Source organism: Pseudomonas sp. 6D_7.1_Bac1 (assembly GCF_025465945.1).
Taxonomy (GTDB): domain Bacteria; phylum Pseudomonadota; class Gammaproteobacteria; order Pseudomonadales; family Pseudomonadaceae; genus Aquipseudomonas.
Window position 1 is genome coordinate 76,481 of sequence record NZ_JANLNW010000019.1, and the last position, 17,426, is coordinate 93,906.

Below are 17,426 nucleotides of genomic sequence, written 5' to 3' on the forward strand. Positions count from 1 at the left end.
GCAGGTTGCGATCTTTTGATTTCGTTTTTAAAAGCGAAGATCAAAAGATCGCAGGCTCAGGTGGATCGAGGTGATCCAGTGCCCGATTCACCGCCAACTCGGCCAGAGAAATCATCTGCTGAATCGCCAGTGCTGTATTGCGCTTGGGGCCTTCGAGTTCAAACGCCAGATCGCTGGCCATGACATTGGCCGAGGCGAGGGTTTCGCAGGCGTGGGCCAGCAGGGTTTCACTGTCGACGTCGGGGGCAATGACGAAAATGCAGCCGGGACGGCGGTCGGCCAGCAATGCCTTGGTCTCCGGCAACACCAGGTAATGATCGAGCGCACGGTGTGCGGCGGCGTGTAGCTCTTTTGAATCGAGGGAGGCGTAGGGAGAAACCGGGTCGGTTTCTGGAGGATTCGGCGTAGGTTTGAACATTGGGGGTCATCCTGTAGTAGGGTTGCAACCATTGCGCTACTAAACGAAAGGGTGGCAGCTGTGCGCAAGTTAGTAGACCGGCTAACCCACCAAATCCGGCGCGCCCGAGGGCGCCATGCGCACAGCCACCATAAAGTACAGGCAGAAACCTGACTGGATGACACTCATGCAACCGTTGGAAAGTTAACGCGGGCTACTAAACCCGATCACTGATAGTCAGTGACACGGAAACAATAGAGGCGACGACCAAGACGCACAAGCCGGCGGATTCTGGCGCAGGTGTAGGGCACGACGCAAGGCGCTGTAGCCCGCGACGAAGGCTGAGTCGGCAAGTATAAACACCCGTAGCAGCTGTCGAGCCCGCGAGGCTGCGTTCGAGGACGAAGTCCTCGCAAATCCTGCGTACGCGGTTTACCTGACAGAACGTGTTGCTTGATTTTACGACCGCTTCGCGGCCGAACGCAGCCTCGCGGGCTCGACAGCTGCTACGGGCGCGGCCCTGTAATCACCAAACGCCAATAGAACCTAGGGAGTAGCGTCCGGACGGTTCACCAACCAGTCGAACAGCAGGCGGGTTTCAATGCTCTGGCGCTGAGCGCTGGCGGGTTTGCCGCTGTTGATGAAGCTCAGGCGCTGTTCGCTGTTCCAGTACTGCTGGAAGTAATCGGCCAGCGCCACGCATTGCCCCGGATACAGCAGGCAGAGTTGTTCGGGAGTACGGGCGAACTCGCTGGCCAGGTGCTGTTTCTGTTCATTCGTCAGCGACAGGTTGCCCAGTGCCCGGCTTTTACCGGTCATCACCACATCGTCACGGTTGAGGTTCCCCAGCTCCTTGAGCCCGGGACGCGGCATGCGCACGATGTACCACGTGGTGTCGGCCAGCCGCTCAGTGGTGGCGGGAGGCCGTTCGAACAAATAGATCTCGCCGCTCCAGCAGGTCGGTGGTGGCTCCGGTTCAGCGGCAACGGTGTCGGTGGTTTCTGCGGGCAGGCGTTCGTCCGGCTGTACTTCTGTGAAGCCTGCGCAGAGCACCGGCCGATCTGGATCACCGTCGAGGAAACTCACGTGGACCTTGCTGCCGGCCAGGGGCAAGGTCGGGCATCCATTCCCGGAATGGGCAATGGGCAGCCGAATACCGAAGCGGTTTTGCTGGTCCGGCCACAGACAGATTTCGATGTGCCCCTGTGCGTCGAGAGGCGAGGGCTTTCCTGGCGGGCCAAGAACCCGGCCAATCTGGTAACCGGTGATGTTTGGCTTGGGAGATTTCAGGGCCGGCCGGAACTCGGTTGACCAGGGAATGGCCTTGAACTGGTTGCAATAGCCTTGCGCCTCGGTGCGCGTCTGGTCGCCCTTGTGCAGCACTTCGCTTAACAACCATTGATCGTTGAATGGCTGGATCGGATGCTCAGTGATTTGCAGAATGCGCCCGCTGAGCAGTTCGGGTTGAGTGCTTTGGCCCTGGATCAGCCGATGCTGGCTGCGCAGGCGCTCAAGCTCACGACGGCCGAGTTGATCGCGACGGGCTTGCGCGGGGGTGGTTCGACTCGATAGGTGCAGATTGTCGAGGGAGGTATGGTTGGCGGCGTCTTTGGGGTTGGGGGAGGCAAGGTCTGCGCTGGCGCGTTCCTTGACAACCGTTTGCGGCCCTGTGATTGGCCGGCCATGGCAATGAAAGAGCTGGCTGATCAGCGGCTGTTCGGTAGGGCGTGCGACAGGGTCAAAAGCGGTCATGATCGGCCGCTGTGCAAAGCTGTCACTGTCATCGGCGAACACCAGCACATGCCCCTCGCGTTGGTGTTCGAAGTGATAGTGGATGCCTTCCTCTTCGCACAGTCGTTGCAGCAGGTTCAGATCGGTTTCATCGTACTGGATGCAAAACGGGCGCTGCGGATACTCACCGTTCGGCAATTCAAAGCGGTAGCCATCGGGTGGCAGTCGATGCTCCTCCAGCAATTGGCGCAAGAGATCGGGCACGCTCAATGGCTGGAATACCCTTCGACAGCGGTGCTGCTCCAGCGCCAGCAGGCGAGGGACGAGGCTCAGGCTGTAGCCGATCTGCTGCGCACCGAAGTACTGCAAGCCGGCGCTGTGGATGATGCCGTGGATGCCGGTGTTGTGGCTCAGGCGCAGGAATGCCGGTTGATGCAGCAGTTGATCCAGATTCATTGCGGGCTGCGGGCCAAGCATTTCGATGTCGAATCGATAGACCTGATTGAGGGCTTCGCGACCACTGAACTTTCGGACCTCAAAACTCAAGGCGAGCTCGGTGAGCGTCAGGGTGAAGGGACTTTCCTTGTCGTTGTGCATCAAACACTCTTCTGCCATGAAGTACGGGCACAGAGGTTACGAAACACCGACGTCCAATAGGCACCGTAAACCTGCTTTTCAGAAAGACCCTACAACAGGTTGTGAAGATGTCGATCACTCACAACACTTTTTGGTCGATTGCCAACTTTTTGCCGTATAAACTTGCGCAAAGCGTCGGCCAATAGATGTCTCGGCGCCACAGATCAAGAGAGTGAGTAATGGGCGCACAGTGGAAGGTTAAACACAAAGAAGCGGCAGCCAACGCCAAAGGCAAGATCTTCGGCAAACTGGTGAAGGAAATCACTATTGCTGCACGTAACGGCGCTGATATCAGCACCAACGCGCACCTGCGACTGGTGGTGGAGCAGGCCAAGAAAGCCTCGATGCCGCGTGAAACCCTGGAGCGTGCGATCAAGAAAGGCTCGGGCCAACTCGGCGAAACCGTGCAGTATCACCGCGTGACTTATGAAGGCTTCGCCCCGCATCAGGTGCCGCTGATCGTTGAATGCGTGACTGACAACATCAACCGTACCGTGGCGGAAATCCGCGTAGCCTTCCGTAAAGGGCAACTGGGTGCGTCCGGCTCCGTGGCTTGGGACTTCGACCACGTTGGCATGATCGAAGCGTCCCCGGACACCCCGGACGCTGATCCGGAAATGGCGGCTATCGAAGCAGGCGCTCAGGATTTCGAGCCGGGCGAAGACGGCGCGACTCTGTTTATCACCGAAGCTACCGATCTGGACTCTGTGCAGAAAGCCTTGCCTGAGCAGGGTTTCACCGTATTGTCGGCGAAGCTGGGCTACAAACCGAAGAACCCGGTCAGCGGTTTGACCGACGCGCAAATGGAAGAAGTCGAAGCCTTCCTCGAAGGCCTCGATAACCACGACGACGTGCAGGACATGTTTGTCGGGTTGGCGGGTTAATTTGTGACCTGACCTGTGGCGAGGGAGCTTGCTCCCGCTGGACGGCGAAGCCGTCCCAACAACGACGGCTGCTGCGCATCCGAACGGGAGCAAGCTCCCTCGCCATGGGTTTTGTACGTGCCGCTAGTGATTTGATTGGCAGGCGGCCAATTCCTGCATGATCTCGCTGAATCCTGGTCGCGCCAGCACATCCGGCTGACAGCAACGGTCTTGCAAATCCATCAAGCGCTCGCGGCGTTCAACGCTCAAGCCTGAGTCGATCCGCTCCAGCAACTCGCCTAGCAGAATCCCGAACGCCCGCACTTCGATGCGTTGCAGCGCGCGGGTCTCAAGCGTGTCTGATGTGGCATGGAAGGATGCGGCACCAAAGTCGCCCAACAGGCAATCGCCGTGCTCATTCCACAGCGTATTGTGGCCATACAGGTCGCCGTGGGTGATGCCCTGCTGATGCAGGTGCGCGGCGGCCGAGGCAATGCCGCTGGCGATCCGCAGCGCCACCGTGGCACTGAAACGCGTGTCTGGTGCGTAAACATCGCGGCTGCAAGAGGCCAGGCTCGGCAAGGCCGCCAGGTTGCGATAGCTCGGCTCGATCAAGTGCATGACCAGGCCCGCCTGAGCCTGTGGATGCCCGACGATCCGCCCCTCGACCTTGATCAGGTTGGGGTGAATGCCGGCGGTAATGCAGGCATTCATTTCATGCAGTGGCGAGCCGTCGCTGGTCATGTGCCCTTTGTAGAGTTTCACCGCGACCTTGCGCTCTGGCTGCGACGGCTGCTCCCACAACGCCTGATGAATCACCCCGGACGCGCCTTCGCCCAGTTGTTGCTGCACGTGCAACTGCGACCAGGGGATGTTCGCCGTGGCTTCGAGGGCGGCGGCATCGGCCTCGGTTTCCAGCGGGTTGCCGGCGTAGGCCAGCCACGCCAGCCCCGGCAGTGTCAGCAGCCACTGCGGTAACTCGGTCATGCGGTTGGCGGCGATGCGGATCAGTTCCAGTTGATGGCACTGGCTCAGGCTGGCCGGCAGACTTTGCAGGTGGTTGCCGGCCAGCATCAGTTTTTGCAGGTGGGGACGTTCGCCCAATTCGCTGGGCAACTCGCTGATGCAGTTGTCGGTCAGGATCAGCCAGCGCAGCAGCGGCGGCAGCGCAGCGGCCGGGACTCGCTCGAGTCGATTGGCCTTGAAACCGATCATCGTCAGTTGTGCGCATTGACCCAGGCAGGTCGGCAGTTCGCGGAACTGATTGTCCGAGCAAAACAGCACCCGCAGACGCGTCAGGCGATGCAGGTCATCCGGCAAGCTGCTCAAGGCATTGCCGCTGAGGTTGAGCACCTCCAGCGAGTCCGCCAGATCGAAGATTTCCGAAGGGAACTCAGTCAGGCCGCACGACAGATCCAGGCGTTTGAGCCCCGCAAGCGCGCCGGCTCGCAGTTGTGCAAGGGTATGCATGAACACATCCAACAAATGAGAAGAGAACGGCGTGTAGCCTTGAAAAACGCCGCCATGATAACGGCAAAACCTGGCGCACTGGACGCTTTATAGCGTTGGTCCGACGTCCATCAGTTGCCCCAGTCGACTGCGGGTGCGCGCCAGGTCGATGGCGTCGCCGCCCAGGTGTTCGCGCAACGGTCGTTCGCCGAGCAGGATCAGGCGTTTGTCCTGGTCGTAGAGCACGTCGATCAGGTTGATGAAGCGCTGTTGAGTGGCGATTGGACAGTCCGCCAGATCCGGCAGTGCGTCGATGATCCAGGTGTCGAAGCGTCGGCACAGCTCCAGGTAATCCATGACGGCCGTGGGTTGTTCGCACAGGTCGTTGAAGGTGAAGGCGATGGTTCGATCCTCACACCGCCGGGCCTGAAGCTGGCGAGTGCCGACCGGCAGGACGATGGCCGAAGTGTCCTGTTGCGCCAGCTTCAAGGCCTGACGTTGCAACGCGGTGGTTGGCCAGATGTATTGGCCCTGGGTGAACACCTGTTGCGAATGGGTTCGCACCTGGCTGCGGTAGTCGTGGGGACCGCCGACTTCCATGACCTGCATGCGCGCATTGATCAAGTCGATGACCGGTTTGAAACGCGCATGGTAGAGCGGGTTGGGCAGCAAGCCCTGAGGCGGATAGTTGGAGGTGACCAGCAGCAGGACGCCGCGCTGGAACAGCGCTTTGAACAAGCGGGTGATGAGCATCGCGTCGCCGATGTCATGGACGTGAAATTCGTCGAAACACAGCACGCGGCAATCCTTCAGCAGTTCATTCAGGGTGCTCGCCAGCGCATCGGTCTGCGCCCGTTGGCGGAACATGCCCTGATGCAGTTGCGCAAAAAAGTCGTGAAAGTGCAGGCGTTGTTTTTCGGCAACCGGCAATGCCTGGAAAAAACCATCGAGCAACCAGCTCTTGCCTCGGCCGACCGCGCCATGCAGATAAAGGCTTCGAGGAGCCCGGGCAGTGGCGCGACTGCCCAGCAGTGCGCTCGCCAGTTGCGCCATGCAGTCGATCACCCGCTGTTGGCTGTGACTGAGGGTGTAGCCCTGGCCATGGGCCTTGTGGTGAAAGTAATCGTGGATCACCTGGCCGTTAGCGCCGTTGTTCGCGGAATCGACGAAGGGCCTGCCAAGGAGCCTGCGCAGGGCCGGCCAGCGTGGTTTGAGTCGTGAACGGTTTGGCGGGATAGCGGCCAAGTGTTGTCCCCCGTGTTCTTTTTGCCCGCTCCCCCTGAGCGATGGCGGTGCAATTCTAACCAGACGGTGAATTTACCTTCCACCGGTGTCGATGAAAGTCACGAATTGTTCGACAAAAATAGACGGTCGGTACAGCTTTTTGCCTTTGAAAACCGCTGCAATCGTAGCCGGTTTTTATGTAAGGAAATGAGCTGAACCTGGCCAATCCCCGGCCTGACTGGCGGATTCGTGGGGCGTTGCTAACCTGACCTTAAGTAAATCACCCTCAAAAGGATTGAGGCTGTGAAAGGATTGATGACAGTCCCCGGGATGTTGGCAGTCATGAGCCTGATGTTCAGTGCGACAGCATTGGCCGCGGAGCTCCAGGTGGAGGTGCGGGTCAATGTGCAGCGTGGTTGTCAATTGGTGGGGCAACAGCGCGTCGCCGGCATCGAGCAGCTCGGTGTGCTGGACTTCGGCAGCACCGCGCGCCTGGATGACCCGGCCGGCCCCCTGAGCGCAGCGTTGGTCAGCGGCCGTTTGCCCCGGCTGGAATGCAATCCCGACACCCCGTATCAATTACGCGTCGACGGTGGCCTGCATGGCGGCGTTGGCGAGGTGCGCTATCTGGCCGCCAGTGCCGAACACGGCAAACCCATTCCTTATCGACTGTATCAAGACGCCGCCCGGCAAGTGCCGCTGCCGGTGAATGTGCCGTTGAGCGGGCGTGTGCCGGACTCAGGTTCGGTGGATTTACCTTTGTACGGGCGCATTGAGCGGCTGGCCGAGGTGCCACGGGTCAGCCGTTATTCCGATCTGGTGAAGGTCACGGTCACCTGGTAGCAACGTTTGAGCATGACCTGCCCGGTGGACCTGGGCAGTGCAGGGACGGGCCCTTCGCAGGCGAAGGGTCACTGGTTTCAATCCTGATGGAATTAGGATCGGTGCGATGAAAAAACAAAACCGGGTGTTTCTCAGCGTTGGCGCGCTGCTATTGCTGGCTGATAGCGCACACGCGGCGATCAGCGGGCAGATTCACGCGCGGCTGATCATCATCGCGGGCTGTGAAGTGACCAAGGGCGTCATCGACCCTGGTAGCCCGGCCAGCAGCTCCGGTTTGCTGGATTTCGGCGAGCACGGACCGACCTGGAGCAACTCGCTCAAGGCCGGCCTCAACGACGCCGGTAACAGCAATCTGAAAATTGCCTGTAACCCTTCGGTCAACGGTTTCACCGTGACCATCGATGGCGGCGCCCACGGCGACGGCTCCACTCGACGTCTGAGCAACGGGCGTCAGACCATTCCTTATCGATTGTTTCTCGATGCCGCTGGCAGCGACAGCTACAGCATCGGGCAGCGTCGCAATTTCGCCGTTACCCATGGAACGCCGATACCGATCCCGGTGTTTGGCTCGGTGGTCGCGATTACCAGCGCATTACCGGCAGGGGTCTACACCGACACCCTGACGGTCAGGCTGGATTGGTAAATCTCAAGAGGACGAACGTCATGCACGTGTTTGTATCAAGGATTGCCTTGTCGTTGCTCGGTCTGGCGCTGGCCGCCAGTGCCCAGGCTACCACCACGGTCACTGGGCAGATTTCTGCCAATCTGACCCTCACCTCCGCTTGTCAGGTCAATGGTGCCGGTACGGGGGCGGGGACGGGCATCAACTTCGGGACCTTGAGCTTCGGTACCGCGACCAGTCTGTTTACCGAAGCCGATGGCCAGGTGCTGGGTGGCGGTGGCGGGGCGCTGTCGATTCTGTGCTCCAGCGGCACCACGCCTTCGGTGACGGTGTCGGCAGGCAGCCATGATGGACTCTCCACCGGAGGGACACGGGCACTGGCCGACGGGGCCGGTAACTTTGTGCCGTACGACCTGTACACCGACTCCGGTCATACGACGCTGTTGGCGATTGGCGGGGTGATCAATCTTGCGGCCAGCACCGGGGTGGCGCAGACGGTAAACATCTATGGCAAGGCGGTTGGCAAGGCTGGCCTGCCAGCGGGAACCTACACCGACACTGTTACTGTCAGCCTGACGTTTTGAAGTTAATGGCTCGGCATGGCATTGCGTTGTGGCTTGTGCTTGGGGCCAGCAGCCTGCCGATGCCGGTGTCGGCGGTGACCAGCGAGAGCTTTCAGGTCAGTGCGACGATAGTGGCGGGGTGTCTGGTGGTAGGCGGGGTGTCCAACTACGGCAGCCTCAACTTCGGCAGCAGTTCTGCACTGGCCACCAGTACCGTGCAGGTCGCATTGACCAGTGGCGTGCAATTGCAATGCACACCGGGCGTCACCCTGAACATGACAGTCGATGGCGGGTTGTACAACAGCGGTGGTCGGCACATGCAGCTCAATAGCGGCAGTGCCCGGGTGGCCTATTCGCTGTTCAGCGATGCGGCCTACAGCCAGAGCCTGGGGATCAGCCAAAGCGTGGCCGTGGCTTACAGCGATGCGAACAACATCAGCTTGCCGATTTATGGGCAAGTGCAATTGCCGGGCAATCAGCCTGGGGGGACGTACAGCGATGTGCTGCAGGTGCAGCTGTCGTGGTAACGCGGCGTTTTTGATCAGGCCCGTGAGGCATAAGGAGTAGGCGTATGTGTTTACCGTCGCAGTGGCTCAGTGCCACGCGTTGCGCAGTGTTGGTCATGTTGATGCTGGGCACGGTCACGGCACAGGCCGCCAGCTCGGTGCTGATCTGGCCAATCGACCCGGTGCTGGAAGCCGACCAGCAGGCCAGCGCGTTGTGGCTGGAGAATCGTGGAACCGAAACCGCCAACCTGCAGATCCGGGTGTTCGCCTGGAGCCAGAGCGGCTTCAACGATCAATACCAGAACCAGCGTGACGTGATTGGCAGCCCGCCGGTGGCAAAGATCGAACCTGGCCAGAAACAACTGGTGCGCCTGACCCGGACCCGTGATGTGCCACCCGGCCAGGAACTGGCCTACCGCATCATCATCGATGAAATCCCCTCGGCCGCACCACCCACGGCTGAAGCGGGCAAGACGGCGGCGGCGATTCGTTTCCAGATGCGTTATTCGGTGCCGTTGTTCGCCTATGGGGCAGGTTTGTGGAGCAAGGAGGACACCACCCGCCAGCGCGATCCGAAAGGTGTCGGGGTGCCTGATCTGAGTTGGCGCAAAGTCGCCGTGGACGGTCGCTCCTATGTGGAAGTGCGCAATCAGGGCGCGGTGCATGCGCGCCTGACCGATGTGGCCTTCAAGCAGGGCAGCCAGATCCGGCCGCTGGCTGAGGGGTTGCTTGGCTATGTGTTGCCTGGCGCGATCATGCGCTGGCCGGTGTCCGAGGCGCTTGCAGGTGACCCGGCGTTACAGGTGCGAGTCAACGGCGCACCGCAGGTGCAGAGCATTACTCCGGCGCGTTGAGGTGACACGCCGTAGAAGGAGGCGGCGGGTCGATAGCAGGGAAGCCCGCGGCACGGAGGGAGATGTCCATAGATGGACGTAAAGCGTTGATGAGCCAGGATAAGGCTCGCAGTTTCCAGCGTCTGTCGTGGGCTGTGAGCGGGTTTTGCTGGCTGGTATTTGTTCCTCACAGCACGGCCGGTGATTTGCCACCACCTCCCAGTGGCATGGAGGCGGTGGCAGATGCGCAGTTATTTCTGGAGTTGGTGGTCAACCAGATGAATACCGGACGGGTGGTGGCGGTCGAGCAGCGGGCCGGGCGGTTGTACCTGTCGGCCACGGTATTGCGCGAGACCGGCATGAAACTGCCTGAGCATCTGAGCGCGGAAGTTGATCTCGACGGCCTGATGGGCCTGCACAGCGAGTACGACAGCCAGGGCCAGCGCCTGCTGCTGAGCGTGCCGCCGGACTGGTTGCCGGAGCAATTTGTCGGCAACCGCGAGGCGTATCCGCGCACTCCGGCGCTGAGCAGTTTCGGAGCGCTACTCAACTACGATCTTTACCTCAACGACACCGATGAGGGCGGCACCTACCTGGCGGCCTGGAACGAAGTGCGGTTCTTCGATAGCTGGGGCACGCTGTCCAACACCGGGCAGTACCGACGGACGATGTCCGGTGTAGCGAGTAATACGTTGAACAACGGGTATCTGCGTTATGACACCACGTGGCGCTACTCCGATGATGATCGGTTACTGACTTACGAGGCCGGTGATCTGGTCAGCGGCGCGTTGCCCTGGAGCAACTCGGTGCGTCTGGGGGGCGTGCAACTTTCGCGGGATTTCGGCGTGCGACCGGACCTGGTGACATACCCCTTGCCACAGTTTGCCGGCGAGGCGGCGGTGCCTTCTTCGGTCGACCTGTTCATCAACGGCTACAAATCCAGCAGTGCCGATCTGCAACCTGGCCCTTACACCCTGACCAACATTCCGTTCATCAACGGCGCCGGTGAGGCGGTGGTGGTGACCACCGATGCGCTGGGTCGGCAGGTTTCAACCACCGTGCCGTTTTACGTGACCAGCACCCTGCTGCAAAAAGGTCTGGCGGATTATTCGGTGGCGGCGGGGACCTTGCGTCGTGACTACGGGATCCGCGATTTTGGCTACGGTCCCGGTGTCACCTCCGGCAGCCTGCGTTATGGCCTGACGGACAGCCTGACCCTGGAAAGTCATGCCGAAGCCTCGAACTCGCTGACCCTCGGCGGCGTTGGTGGCAACGTGCGGCTGGGCAACTTCGGCGTGCTCAACACCGCGGTCAGTCAAAGTCGGTTCGATGGCACCAGCGGTCAGCAATTGAGCGTGGGTTATCAGTACAGCAGCCAGCGTTACAGCCTGTCGTATCAGCGCATGCAACGTCGTGATCAATACGCTGACCTGACGGTGGTCGACAGCCCCTACACAACCCTCAGCCAGCGCAGCGAACAAGTGACGCTGAGCCTTAACCTCGACACCTGGGGCAGTTTGGGGGCCGGTTATTTCGATGTGCGCGCCGGCGATGACTCGCGCACTCGATTGCTCAACCTGACCTGGAGCAAACCGCTGTGGCGCAACACCAGTTTCTACCTGTCAGCCAACCGCGAGATCGGCGACAGCAACTGGGGGATACAGGCACAACTGGTGATTCCGTTCGACCTGCGCGGCAGCCTCGCCCTGAGCACCGAACGCAGTAAAACCGGCGAAAACCGCCAGCGGGTCAACTACAGCCAGGCCGTGCCCACCCAAGGCGGACTGGGCTTCAATCTCGGATACGCCCACGGTCAGGGCCCGGATTACCGTCAGGCTGACCTGACCTGGCGTCTGCAATCAGTGCAGTTGCAGGCCGGCGTGTATGGCAGCAGCGACGCCGAGACCCGTTGGGCCGACGCCAGCGGCTCGCTGGTGTGGATGGACCGTCAGCTGTTTGCCGCTAACCGTATTGACGACGCTTTTGTGGTGGTCAGCACCGAGGGCTTTGCCGGCATACCGGTGCGCTACGAAAACCAGCTGGTCGGCCAAACGGACAGCAAAGGCCATCTGCTAGTGCCGTGGAGCAGCGCCTATTACCGCGGCAAATACGAAATCGATCCGCTGAACCTGCCGAGCAATGTGCAAAGCCCGAATGTCGAGCAGCGTGTCGCGGTCCGGCGTGGCAGCGGGTATCTGCTGGAGTTCCCGTTGACTCGAATCATCGCCGCCAGCGTGGTGCTGGTGGACGCTCGACAACAGGAGTTGCCGCTGGGCAGCAACGTGCTGCACGAGCAGAGCGGGGCGAGGGCGGTCGTGGGGTGGGACGGTCTGGTGTACCTGGACAACCTGCAAGTGCAGAACACCTTACGCGTGACCCTGGCCGACGGGCGCACTTGCGGGGCGCAGTTCAATGTGGACATCAAACAGGAACAGGTGCCGTTGATCGGGCCGTTGGTGTGTCAATGACCAGTCATACAAGTCGATGGATCAGCAGTGGGGTCGGGTGGCTGGCGCTTGCCCTGTCGGGGCATGCCTGGGCGCTGTGCTCGGTGGTCAGCACCGCACCTGCCGGCTTCGGTTCGGTCAGTTCGATCACGGTACGGACCACTTCGCAGCCCAGCTCCACCACCAACGCCGGGTTGAGCTGCACCGGATCGCTGGCGTCGCAGCTGACGGCCAGCGACCATATATACGCGACTTTTACTTCAGCGACTTCAGGATTGGTCGGCCCCACCGGAGACGTGATCAGCTACACGCTGTATGGCAATAACAGCACCAGTTATCCGATCACACGCGGCACGGCGTTCGACTTCGCCCGCAACTCGATCGCCGATAATCTGGGGTTGCTGAGCAGCCCGACGGTGGCCAAGACGGTGCCGATCTATCTGGACAGCATCGTCGGCAGCAATGTCGCGGCCGGTGTGTATTCGGAGACCCTGAGCGTTGCCTGGAACTGGAACTATTGTTACCTCCTGAGTGTGGGGAGTCTCTGTGCTTTGCGCGACATCAACAGCGGTACGACCAGCCTGACAGTCACGATGACGGTCACTAACGATTGCCTGATCACCGCACCCAATATCAGTTTCGGCAGCGCCCCGGTTATCAGCGGGTTCGCGGCGGTCACCAACCAGACGGTCAATCTCACGTGCACCAAGGGCAGCGCCTACACCGTTGGCCTGGACGATGGCCAGCACGTCGTCAGCGTCGGCGGGCGGCGGCGGATGATCTCGGGCAGCAATTACCTGGCCTATGACATTTTCAAAAGTGCCGGCACCACCCGCTGGGGCAGTGTCAGCAGCGCGCGACGGGCCAGCTCCGATGCCGAGGTCAATCCTGGCAACGGTCTGGGGACCGGCAGTCAGATCTTCAACTACAACGCGAAGATCTATACCGATCAGACCACCCCACCGGCCGGCACCTACCTGGACAATGTGGTGCTGGATGTGGGGTTTTGAGCAGAGACAGGAGGTATCACTCAGCTTTCAAGCGTTAAAACCTCTGCATCTGCTTGAGCATCTGTGCTGCCGGATCCCGGGCTTCGCTGACCATCGCATAGTTGTACCCAGGCCCGGACCAGTACTCGGCCTGCAACTCGCCATCGCTGCGACTGCCGCGTGGCAGCAGGTTGTTCTTCGGGCCCGGCGGACGGATGTAGAAGCTGATCTTGCGGCCGTTATGGTCCTCGTACATCACCATCGCGGCAGGCCCCTGTTCGGTGCTCAGCAAGCGTGCGCTGACCGGTTTGAACCCCGAGTTGGCGAGGTCCGGCAAGCGATTGGCCTGGGCGAAGTAACGGTCGAGCCAGCTCTGCATATCGCGGTCATCGGTGACCTTGTAATCGGCCGGCAGGATGCCTTGCTGGGCGAACATCCGGTAGGCCTGCATCGCGTCGGTCATCGGTGGTGTCACGCCTGTCATGGTCATTTCCCGCGCTTGCCAGCCGCTCAAGCCACCGACACTGACTGCGATCAGCAGCACGGCGGCGCTGGCCAAGTGGCGGCGAGACCGACGTTTCAGGCGTTGGCGAATCACGCTTGGGTCGAGTGCCGGGTTGGGCGGTTGCTGCAAGGCGCCGCTCAAGGCTGCACGCAGTTGCTGGGCGTCCTGCTGCCAGGCTTGAACCTGCTCGGCAACGTGCGGATTGGCCGCCAGGTACGTTTCCACCAGGCGCCGGTCCACGTCGTTGAGTTGATGGTCGACGTAGGCGTGCAGGTCATTAATGCTTGGGGGCATGCTGATCATTTGAGTATCCGCAAAGCTGGGCTGGTGATTTCGCCGTCGCTGAGCTGGCGCAAGGCCTGGCGGGCGCGGGACAGGCGAGACATCACGGTGCCGGTAGGGACGTTGAGGATCTCGGCGACCTCTTTATAACTCAAGCCTTCCACCGAGACCCAGAGCAACAGCGCGCGTTGCTCGGTGGTCAGTTTGTCGAAGGCTTGCAGTGTCGATTGCGCTAACACCGTGCGCTCGACCGACGGCTGTGCATCGTCGCGACCGGTGAAAAACTCGAGCATTCGTGCATAACGCCTTGAGCGTCGATGGGCATCGAGAAACTGCCGATACAGAATCGAAAACAGCCAGGCGCGCAAATCGCCGTCCGGGTGTTTGTCGCCCCAACCCGACAGCGCCCGCTCCAGGCACGATTGCACCAGATCGTCAGCATTGCTGGGATTGCGCGTCAGCGACACGGCAAAACGCCGCAGCCTGGGGATGAGTTCACGTAACGGTTCGTCGAGATCGTTCATGGAATGCTGGCTAGTCTTTACGCGGTGGACTAGGGAGACGCCCGGCATTGGAGGTTATTCCAGCGTTGGAAAAATAAAAACCGGGCCATGGAATAAACCTGCGTGGGCTTCGTCTGATTGATCCTTCCCACCGGTGGCCCTCGGCCCTGGAGATGTTCATGGTTGATCGTTCACCACCGTCAAGGCCCGATAAAATTCCCCTCAGTAGCGTGAGCCTGGCCTTGCGTCTGGCCGGGATCGGCGCGGTAGTCGCCGCACTGGCCGGGGCCTTTGCCTACGTCAATGGCACGTTTGACCCGCAGCGCCTGACGCCAAAAGCGCTGGTCGATGTGTTGGAGAAAAATAACGGCGTACACCCGGGGTTTCGGCGCAATCACGCCAAAGGCGTGTGCGTGGTCGGGTATTTCGAAAGCAGCAACGAGGCGCGCCCGTATTCAACCGCCCAGGTTTTCAGCGCGGCGCGAACGCCGGTCGTGGGACGTTTTGCGCTGCCCAGTGGCAATCCCTACGCGCCGGACAGTAGCGTACCGATCCGCAGCCTGGCGTTGCGCTTCAAGCAGGCCAACGGTCAGCAATGGCGCACAGGGATGAACAGCATGCCGGTGTTTCCGGTGGGCACACCCGAGGCGTTCTATCAGTTGCAGCAGGCCCAGACTCCCGATCCGGCCACCGGCAAACCCAATCCTGCCAGCGTGCCAGCGTTTTTCGCCGCACACCCGGAAACCGCGCCTTTCCTGCAATGGGTCAAGACCGCCAAGCCGTCGGCCAGTTACGTGACCGAGACTTACAACGGCATCAATGCTTTTTACCTGGTCAACGCGGCGGGCCAACGTCAGGCGGTGCGATGGAGCGTGGTCCCCGTGGCGCAAGACGCGGCCGGCGCCAGTGCCCCTGAAGGCGCGGACTTCCTCGAAAAGGATCTGCTCCAGCGCTTGAAGGCCGGGCCGTTGCGTTGGCAGCTGAATCTCGCGCTGGCCACGCCCGCTGACCCGACCAACGATGCCAGCAAGGCCTGGCTGGGTGAGCGCAAGGTCTTGAACGCCGGGACTCTGGTGCTGGAAAGCACCCAGGTGCAAAACGATGGCGAGTGCCGCGACATCAACTACGACCCACTGGTATTACCGAGCGGTATCGAGGGCTCCGATGACCCGTTGCTGGCTGCACGTTCGGCGGCTTATGCCCGTTCTTACCTGCGTCGAACCGGTGAAACCGACCCGTTGCCCACCGCCAAACAGGAGTCGCCACAATGAGCGCGCACCCTCATCATTTCGCGCCACTGGCGCGGCTGCTGCACTGGCTGATGGCGTTGATGATCATCGCCATGTTGTTTATCGGTGCCGGTATGGTCGCCTCGGTGTCCGAGCGCCATGAATGGCTGATCCATCTGCACAAGCCCTTGGGCATCGCAATTTTGCTGCTGGTGATTGTGCGGCTGTTCGTGCGGTTTACAACCAGCCAACCGCAGTTGCCAACTGACTTGCCCGCCTGGCAAGTGCTGGCGGCCAAGGCTTCCCATGTGTTGCTTTACACCTTGATGCTGGTTCTGCCGGTGCTTGGCTGGGCAATGATTTCGGCGGCGGGGGACCCGGTGATGCTCGGCAATGCCTTACAACTGCCGTCGATTGTGCCGGCCAATGCATCGCTGTTTGCCTTCCTGCGCAATGCCCACGGTTATCTGGCGTACTTGCTGTTTCTGACCGTTCTAATGCATCTGGCGGCGGCGTTGTTCCATGGTTGGGTGCGTCGCGATGGTGTGCTGCAAAGCATGCTGCGCAGCAAGGATCACTGACCGACCTGCACGGCGCATCGCTCAGGTGCGCTGCTTTTCAGTGTCAGCAGCCAATACACCAGCGCCACGGCGTTGATCGCAGCGCCCAACCAGCAGACGCCCAGCCAACCGGCCCAGGCGTAGATGGCCGTCGAGCCGATGGAGCCCAGTGCGCTGCCTATCGAGTAGAACAGCATATAGCCTGCGGTCAGTCGACTTTGAGCTTCGGGCCGCACGCTGTAGATCATGCTTTGGCTGGTCACGTGCACGGCCTGCAAGCCGAGATCGAAGGTGATCACACCCAGCAACAATGCCCAGAGTGACGATTGGGTCAGACCGATCGGCAGCCATGAGGCGAGCATCAGCAGCAGTGACAGTCCGCTGGTCCAGTGGCCCAGGCCCCGGTCGGCCAGATGTCCGGCGCGGGCGGCGGCCAAGGCACCGGCGGCACCGGCCAGCCCGAACAAGCCGATTTCACTGTGGGACAGTGACAGCGGCGGTTCGCTCAGCGGCAACACCATTGGCGTCCACAGCACCATGGCGCTGGCGAACGTCAGCAGCGCGAGAGTGGCGCGCTGGCGCAGTACGACTTCCTCTTTGAACAGACTGAACACCGAGCCAATCAGTTGCCAATAGCGGCTGTCCGGTTGGGCTTGTTCGCGTTTGGGCAGCACCTGAAACAACAGCAGCGCCATCAGCAGCGTCAAACCGGCTGACAACACATAGATCGAGCGCCAACCGGCCAGATCAGCCATCGCGCCGGAAACCGTTCGGGCCAACAGAATGCCGACCACGATCCCGCTGGTCACCACGCCCACCACCCGGCCACGCTCATCAGGCGCCGCCAGTGTAGCCGCGTATGCCACCAGCACCTGAGTGACCACCGCCAGCAGGCCAGTCAGGGCCATACCGATCAACAGCCAGAGGCTGTTCGGTGCCAGGGCGATCATCAGCAAGGCGATGGACGAGAGCAGTGTCTGAGTCACGATCAGACGTCGGCGGTTGAGCAGGTCGCCCAGCGGCACCAACAATAGCAAGCCGAGGCCATAACCGACTTGGGTCAGGGTCACGACGATGCCGATAGTCGCCGGGTCGATGTCAAACGCTTGGGCCATGGCGTCCAGCAGTGGCTGGGCGTAATAGACATTGCCGACCGCCAGCCCGCAGGCGATGGCAAACAGTAGAACGACGCCGCCGCTGAGGTGCGTAGAAGAACTGGAGGATTTCATACCGGGCTCCGAATG

The 17,426-nt window shown here is 61.0% G+C and carries 17 protein-coding genes; 10 read left to right on the plus strand and 7 right to left on the minus strand.

All coding sequences use genetic code 11. The features are described 5' to 3' along the window. Window positions 1-40 precede the first annotated feature (40 nt). Together NTD87_RS05160 and NTD87_RS05165 are read right to left on the minus strand one after the other, a co-directional pair. Window positions 41-418, minus strand: coding sequence for a DUF6124 family protein (locus tag NTD87_RS05160; protein WP_262112340.1), 378 nt, complete (start codon window positions 416-418; stop codon window positions 41-43). A 525-nt stretch (window positions 419-943) separates the two neighbouring features. Then, window positions 944-2,725: a type VI secretion system Vgr family protein gene (locus tag NTD87_RS05165; RefSeq protein WP_262112342.1), complete on the minus strand. Its 1,782-nt coding sequence runs from the start codon at window positions 2,723-2,725 to the stop codon at window positions 944-946. A gap of 218 nt (window positions 2,726-2,943) precedes the next feature. Between NTD87_RS05165 and NTD87_RS05170 the strand changes: the two genes are divergently transcribed. After that, window positions 2,944-3,648, plus strand: a complete 705-nt coding sequence (locus NTD87_RS05170) for a YebC/PmpR family DNA-binding transcriptional regulator (protein ID WP_123426356.1) — start codon at window positions 2,944-2,946, stop codon at window positions 3,646-3,648. Window positions 3,649-3,771: 123 nt separating this feature from the next. On the opposite strand, the gene NTD87_RS05175 is transcribed toward NTD87_RS05170, so the two are convergent. Further along, window positions 3,772-5,097 carry a leucine-rich repeat-containing protein kinase family protein gene (locus NTD87_RS05175; protein WP_262112345.1) on the minus strand — a complete coding sequence of 442 codons (1,326 nt, stop codon included), beginning with the start codon at window positions 5,095-5,097 and terminating at the stop codon, window positions 3,772-3,774. 87 nt (window positions 5,098-5,184) lie between these two features. Beyond that, window positions 5,185-6,321, minus strand: a complete 1,137-nt coding sequence (gene zapE / locus NTD87_RS05180) for a cell division protein ZapE (RefSeq protein ID WP_262112346.1) — start codon at window positions 6,319-6,321, stop codon at window positions 5,185-5,187. A gap of 294 nt (window positions 6,322-6,615) precedes the next feature. Between zapE and NTD87_RS05185 the strand changes: the two genes are divergently transcribed. The 7 genes from NTD87_RS05185 to NTD87_RS05215 all read left to right on the plus strand — a co-directional run bounded on the left by NTD87_RS05185 (window position 6,616) and on the right by NTD87_RS05215 (window position 13,124). After that, window positions 6,616-7,143 (plus strand): spore coat U domain-containing protein, encoded by a 528-nt coding sequence (locus tag NTD87_RS05185; RefSeq protein WP_410017463.1) that lies wholly within the window; start codon window positions 6,616-6,618, stop codon window positions 7,141-7,143. A 106-nt stretch (window positions 7,144-7,249) separates the two neighbouring features. Next, on the plus strand, window positions 7,250-7,786 hold the full coding sequence (locus NTD87_RS05190; protein WP_262112347.1) for a spore coat U domain-containing protein: 537 nt from the start codon (window positions 7,250-7,252) through the stop codon (window positions 7,784-7,786). 20 nt (window positions 7,787-7,806) lie between these two features. Beyond that, complete coding sequence (locus tag NTD87_RS05195) at window positions 7,807-8,349, plus strand: spore coat U domain-containing protein (protein ID WP_262112349.1); 543 nt, start codon at window positions 7,807-7,809, stop codon at window positions 8,347-8,349. A 5-nt stretch (window positions 8,350-8,354) separates the two neighbouring features. Continuing rightward, on the plus strand, window positions 8,355-8,855 hold the full coding sequence (locus tag NTD87_RS05200; protein WP_262112350.1) for a spore coat U domain-containing protein: 501 nt from the start codon (window positions 8,355-8,357) through the stop codon (window positions 8,853-8,855). Window positions 8,856-8,950: 95 nt separating this feature from the next. Next, window positions 8,951-9,688 (plus strand): molecular chaperone, encoded by a 738-nt coding sequence (locus NTD87_RS05205; protein WP_315975278.1) that lies wholly within the window; start codon window positions 8,951-8,953, stop codon window positions 9,686-9,688. A gap of 89 nt (window positions 9,689-9,777) precedes the next feature. Continuing rightward, the gene (locus NTD87_RS05210) at window positions 9,778-12,135 is read left to right on the plus strand and encodes a fimbria/pilus outer membrane usher protein (protein WP_262112416.1); all 2,358 of its coding nucleotides are present in this window, start codon (window positions 9,778-9,780) and stop codon (window positions 12,133-12,135) included. Beyond that, window positions 12,132-13,124, plus strand: a complete 993-nt coding sequence (locus NTD87_RS05215) for a spore coat protein U domain-containing protein (protein WP_262112352.1) — start codon at window positions 12,132-12,134, stop codon at window positions 13,122-13,124. Before NTD87_RS05210 ends, NTD87_RS05215 begins: the two co-directional genes overlap by 4 nt. A 34-nt stretch (window positions 13,125-13,158) precedes the next feature. Here NTD87_RS05215 and NTD87_RS05220 read toward each other — a convergent pair whose 3' ends face one another. Both NTD87_RS05220 and NTD87_RS05225 read right to left on the minus strand, forming a co-directional pair. Further along, on the minus strand, window positions 13,159-13,911 hold the full coding sequence (locus NTD87_RS05220; protein WP_262112354.1) for an anti-sigma factor family protein: 753 nt from the start codon (window positions 13,909-13,911) through the stop codon (window positions 13,159-13,161). Beyond that, complete coding sequence (locus NTD87_RS05225) at window positions 13,908-14,414, minus strand: RNA polymerase sigma factor (RefSeq protein ID WP_262112355.1); 507 nt, start codon at window positions 14,412-14,414, stop codon at window positions 13,908-13,910. The genes NTD87_RS05220 and NTD87_RS05225 overlap by 4 nt, the downstream gene beginning before the upstream one ends. A gap of 158 nt (window positions 14,415-14,572) precedes the next feature. Here NTD87_RS05225 and NTD87_RS05230 point away from each other — a divergent pair, with 158 nt between their 5' ends. After that, the gene (locus NTD87_RS05230; protein ID WP_262112356.1) at window positions 14,573-15,664 is read left to right on the plus strand and encodes a catalase family peroxidase; all 1,092 of its coding nucleotides are present in this window, start codon (window positions 14,573-14,575) and stop codon (window positions 15,662-15,664) included. Further along, window positions 15,661-16,203 carry a cytochrome b gene (locus tag NTD87_RS05235; protein WP_262112358.1) on the plus strand — a complete coding sequence of 181 codons (543 nt, stop codon included), beginning with the start codon at window positions 15,661-15,663 and terminating at the stop codon, window positions 16,201-16,203. The genes NTD87_RS05230 and NTD87_RS05235 overlap by 4 nt, the downstream gene beginning before the upstream one ends. Here the strand turns inward: NTD87_RS05235 and NTD87_RS05240 are convergent. Continuing rightward, window positions 16,197-17,411: an MFS transporter gene (locus tag NTD87_RS05240; RefSeq protein ID WP_262112360.1), complete on the minus strand. Its 1,215-nt coding sequence runs from the start codon at window positions 17,409-17,411 to the stop codon at window positions 16,197-16,199. The genes NTD87_RS05235 and NTD87_RS05240 overlap by 7 nt on opposite strands. Between the last annotated feature and the right edge of the window lie 15 nt (window positions 17,412-17,426).